Source organism: Streptococcus sp. 68 (assembly GCF_013277415.1).
In the GTDB taxonomy this organism is placed as follows: domain Bacteria; phylum Bacillota; class Bacilli; order Lactobacillales; family Streptococcaceae; genus Streptococcus.
In genome coordinates, this window is record NZ_VMMX01000011.1 from 182,795 (window position 1) to 187,669 (window position 4,875).

Below are 4,875 nucleotides of genomic sequence, written 5' to 3' on the forward strand. Positions count from 1 at the left end.
ATTTTCGAAGAGTATTAACATTCGAAAGGAGAGACATCATGCCTAGAACGGTTGTAGGAGTTGCTGCAAATCTGTGTCCCGTAGATGCAGAAGGCAAAAACATTCATTCATCTGTATCTTGTAGATTCGCAGAGAGCATTCGTCAAGTCGGCGGTCTCCCTTTAGTCATTCCTGTTGGTGATGAGTCAGTCGTGCGCGATTATGTAGAAATGATTGATAAACTCATCTTGACAGGAGGACAAAATGTCCACCCTCAGTTTTATGGAGAGAAAAAGACCATCGAGAGCGATGATTATAATCTGGTTCGTGATGAGTTTGAACTAGCTCTATTGAAAGAAGCGCTCCGTCAGAATAAACCAATTATGGCAATCTGTCGCGGTGTTCAACTTGTCAATGTTGCCTTTGGAGGAACCCTCAATCAAGAAATCGAAGGTCATTGGCAAGGACTACCTTTCGGAACATCTCACTCTATTGAGACAGTAGAAGGAAGCATGGTGGCCAAGCTATTTGGAAAAGAAAGTCAGGTCAACTCCGTCCATCGTCAAAGTATTAAAGATTTGGCACCTAATTTCCGTGTAACTGCTATTGATCCACGAGACCAAACCATCGAAGCGATTGAGTCTATCGATGAGCACCGCATTATCGGTTTGCAGTGGCATCCAGAGTTTCTGGTCAATGAAGAAGATGGCAATTTAGAATTATTTGAGTATTTATTGAATGAACTGTAACGACTGGTGTATCTAGTCGTTCTTTCTTTTATTTTTTCAATTTTTTGAATATGGGATTTTTACGCAAACGTTTGAATTCTGATAAAAATTGGAGAAATTCGACAAAAAAACTTGAAAAAAACGAAGGCAAGCGTTATGATAGAAAAGAAGAAATATTGGAGGAATAACATGTCACATATTAAATTTGATTATTCAAAAGTTTTAGACAAATTTGTTGCACCACATGAAGTGGAATACATGCAAGCACAAGTTACAGCTGCTGACGAAATGATTCGTAAAGGAACTGGTGCTGGTAGCGACTTCTTGGGCTGGTTGGACCTTCCTGAAAACTACGACCGCGAAGAATTTGACCGCATCTTGAAAGCTGCTGAGCAAATCAAATCAGACAGCGATGTTTTGGTTGTGATTGGTATCGGTGGATCTTACCTTGGTGCGAAAGCAGCAATCGACTTCTTGAACCACCACTTTGCAAACTTGCAAACAAAAGAAGAACGCAAAGCTCCACAAATCCTTTACGCAGGAAACTCAATCTCATCTACTTACCTTGCTGACTTAGTAGAGTATGTTGCAGACAAAGACTTCTCAGTAAACGTTATCTCTAAATCAGGTACAACAACTGAACCAGCTATCGCTTTCCGTGTCTTCAAAGAACTCTTGGTTAAGAAATACGGTCAAGAAGAAGCCAACAAACGTATCTATGCAACAACTGACCGCCAAAAAGGTGCTGTTAAGGTTGAGGCAGATGCTAACGGTTGGGAAACATTTGTGGTTCCAGATGACATCGGTGGACGCTTCTCAGTATTGACAGCCGTTGGTTTGCTTCCAATTGCAGCATCAGGAGCTGACATCAAAGCCCTTATGGAAGGTGCGAATGCAGCTCGCAAAGACTACACTTCAGATAAAATCTCTGAAAACGAAGCTTACCAATACGCAGCAGTTCGTAACATTCTTTACCGTAAAGGCTATGCAACTGAAATCTTGGTAAACTATGAGCCATCACTTCAATACTTCTCAGAGTGGTGGAAACAATTGGCTGGTGAATCAGAAGGAAAAGACCAAAAAGGTATCTACCCAACTTCAGCCAACTTCTCAACTGACTTGCACTCATTGGGTCAATTTATCCAAGAAGGAACTCGTATCATGTTTGAAACAGTTGTCCGTGTTGACAAACCTCGTAAGAACGTGATTATCCCTAGCTTGGAAGAAGACCTTGATGGACTTGGTTACCTTCAAGGAAAAGACGTTGACTTTGTAAACAAAAAAGCAACTGATGGTGTTCTTCTTGCCCACACAGATGGTGATGTACCAAACATGTATGTGACTCTTCCAGAGCAAGATGCTTTCACTCTTGGTTACACTATCTACTTCTTCGAATTGGCTATCGCTCTTTCAGGTTACTTGAATGCCATCAACCCATTTGACCAACCAGGTGTTGAAGCTTATAAACGTAACATGTTTGCCCTTCTTGGAAAACCAGGATTTGAAGAATTAAGCAAAGAACTTAACGCACGTCTATAATAGAAGAAAAGAGTGGTTTGTCCACTCTTTTTACTCTCTTTATCCATAGAAATTGGACTCAGCCAAGACTTGTGATATAATATAGAGAGCAAAAAGGCAGACGCCTAGAGACTTTATAGGAGAAACTATGTCAAAAGATATCCGCGTACGTTACGCACCAAGTCCAACAGGACTACTACACATCGGGAATGCCCGTACAGCATTGTTCAACTACCTTTACGCACGTCATCATGGTGGAACTTTTATTATCCGTATTGAAGATACTGACCGTAAACGTCATGTCGAGGATGGTGAACGTTCACAACTTGAAAACCTTCGTTGGTTAGGCATGGATTGGGATGAAAGCCCAGAAACACATGAAAATTACCGCCAGTCTGAGCGTTTGGACTTGTATCAAAAATACATCGACCAACTGTTAGCTGAAGGAAAAGCTTACAAATCTTACGTCACAGAAGAAGAGTTGGCAGCTGAACGCGAACGCCAAGAAGCAGCAGGTGAAACACCTCGCTACATCAACGAATACCTTGGTATGAGTGAAGAAGAAAAAGCGGCTTATATCGCAGAACGTGAAGCAGCAGGAATTATTCCCACTGTTCGCTTGGCTGTCAATGAGTCAGGTATCTACAAGTGGCATGATATGGTCAAAGGCGATATCGAATTTGAAGGTGGCAATATTGGTGGTGACTGGGTTATCCAAAAGAAAGACGGTTACCCAACTTACAACTTTGCCGTTGTTATCGATGACCATGATATGCAAATTTCTCACGTAATCCGTGGAGATGACCACATTGCTAATACACCAAAACAGCTCATGGTTTATGAAGCACTTGGTTGGGAAGCTCCAGAGTTTGGTCACATGACTTTGATTATCAACTCTGAAACTGGGAAAAAATTGTCTAAACGTGACACCAACACCCTTCAGTTTATTGAAGACTACCGTAAAAAAGGCTATTTACCAGAAGCAGTCTTTAACTTTATTTCTCTTCTTGGTTGGAACCCAGGTGGCGAAGATGAAATCTTCTCTCGTGAAGAATTGATTAAACTTTTCGATGAAAACCGCCTGAGCAAGTCTCCAGCAGCCTTTGATCAGAAGAAACTCGACTGGATGAGCAATGATTATATCAAGAAGGCAGACCTAGAAACTATCTTTGAAATGGCAAAACCATTCTTAGAGGAAGCAGGTCGATTGACTGACAAAGCTGAAAAATTAGTTGAGCTCTATAAACCACAAATGAAATCAGTAGATGAGATTATCCCATTGACAGATCTCTTCTTCTCAGATTTCCCAGAATTGACCGAAGCAGAGCGCGGAGTCATGGCGGGTGAAACAGTCCCAACAGTTCTTGAAGCCTTCAAAGCAAAACTTGAAGCGATGACAGATGATGAATTTGTGGCAGAGAATATCTTCCCACAAATTAAAGCAGTCCAAAAAGAAACAGGTATTAAAGGGAAAAATCTTTTCATGCCTATTCGTATCGCTGTTTCAGGTGAAATGCATGGACCAGAATTGCCAGATACTATCTTCTTGTTAGGTCGTGAAAAATCAATCCAGCATATCGAAAACATGCTAAAAGAAATCTCTAAGTAAGAAAGGTACAATAATGGACATCTGGGAAAAGATGTACGAAGAAGCACAGAAGCTATACAATCCACATGAAGTATCAGACTTTGTTTATGCCAATCATGTTGTAGCTGCAGTAGAAGCAGAAGATGGACAAATATTTACAGGATTCTGTATGGAGGGAACCTGTGGTGTGTTCCATCTCTGCGCAGAGCGGGCGGCTCTCTTCAATATGTACCAATTTTCAGGACAAACTAAGGTTAAGAAAGTATTAGCCTTTCGAGACAAACCACCTTATGGTGGAAGTTCAGGAATGCCCTGTGGAGCTTGCAGAGAATTCCTCTTAGAGATGAACGCTGAAAATAAAGATGCAGAAGTCATGATGGACTACGATACAAGAAAGACAGTGAAAGTCGCAGAACTAATGCCCTATTGGTGGGGAGAAGAACGTGCTTCTAAGTTTAATGAACAATAGAAGAGTCAGTATAATTCTGGCTCTTTTTACTATAATTTGAAAAACTGTACTTGAAAAGAATTGAAAAATTGGTAAATTCCCAAACTAAGTTCTACTGCTAATCCAAGTGGAAGTTAGTCTGATAAAAATCGTAAAAACCAGTGGAAATTCGTGTCAGGGTAAGTTCTACTGGTTTTACTAATGCTTGATTTCATTGCTTTTGTAGCCAAAATGAATCGAAAAAAAGAGCGCACAAAATCCCCTCATCTGAAAGTGTTTCAGATTAAGTTCCGCTATGGTGGAAGTTACTTTGAGAAGTTACCCAATGCAAAAAAGTAAAAAAATTTTAAAAAAGGTGTTGACAAAGTTAGAAAAGCCTGTATAATAGTAAGAGTTGAAAATAACAACTCTGGTTCGTTGGTCAAGGGGTTAAGACACCGCCTTTTCACGGCGGTAACACGGGTTCGAATCCCGTACGGACTATGGTATGTTGCGGTTGTAACACTTGATGAAAAAAGTTTAAAAAAATTTCAAAAAAGTGTTGACAAGCGAAAGCGACTGTGATATACTAATATAGTTGTCGCTTGAGAGAAGCAAGTGACAAAGACCTTTGA

At 40.5% G+C, this 4,875-nt stretch carries 4 protein-coding genes and 1 tRNA gene; all 5 read left to right on the forward strand.

Features of this window, described 5'->3' with window-relative positions; translation table 11 throughout:
- Positions 1–38 precede the first annotated feature (38 nt).
- The 5 genes from HT720_RS07390 (at position 39) to HT720_RS07410 (ending at position 4,744) form a co-directional block, all read left to right on the forward strand.
- On the forward strand, positions 39–728 hold the full coding sequence (locus HT720_RS07390) for a gamma-glutamyl-gamma-aminobutyrate hydrolase family protein (RefSeq protein WP_084927122.1): 690 nt from the start codon (positions 39–41) through the stop codon (positions 726–728).
- A gap of 168 nt (positions 729–896) precedes the next feature.
- Positions 897–2,246 (forward strand): glucose-6-phosphate isomerase, encoded by a 1,350-nt coding sequence (locus HT720_RS07395; RefSeq protein ID WP_136937355.1) that lies wholly within the window; start codon positions 897–899, stop codon positions 2,244–2,246.
- A 127-nt stretch (positions 2,247–2,373) separates the two neighbouring features.
- A complete protein-coding gene (gltX, locus tag HT720_RS07400) occupies positions 2,374–3,834 on the forward strand; it encodes a glutamate--tRNA ligase (RefSeq protein ID WP_173275295.1) in 1,461 nt (486 codons plus the stop codon).
- A 13-nt stretch (positions 3,835–3,847) separates the two neighbouring features.
- Complete coding sequence (locus HT720_RS07405) at positions 3,848–4,282, forward strand: cytidine deaminase (RefSeq protein ID WP_173226884.1); 435 nt, start codon at positions 3,848–3,850, stop codon at positions 4,280–4,282.
- Positions 4,283–4,672: 390 nt separating this feature from the next.
- Positions 4,673–4,744: transfer RNA gene (locus HT720_RS07410), tRNA-Glu, on the forward strand.
- Positions 4,745–4,875: the final 131 nt, after the last annotated feature.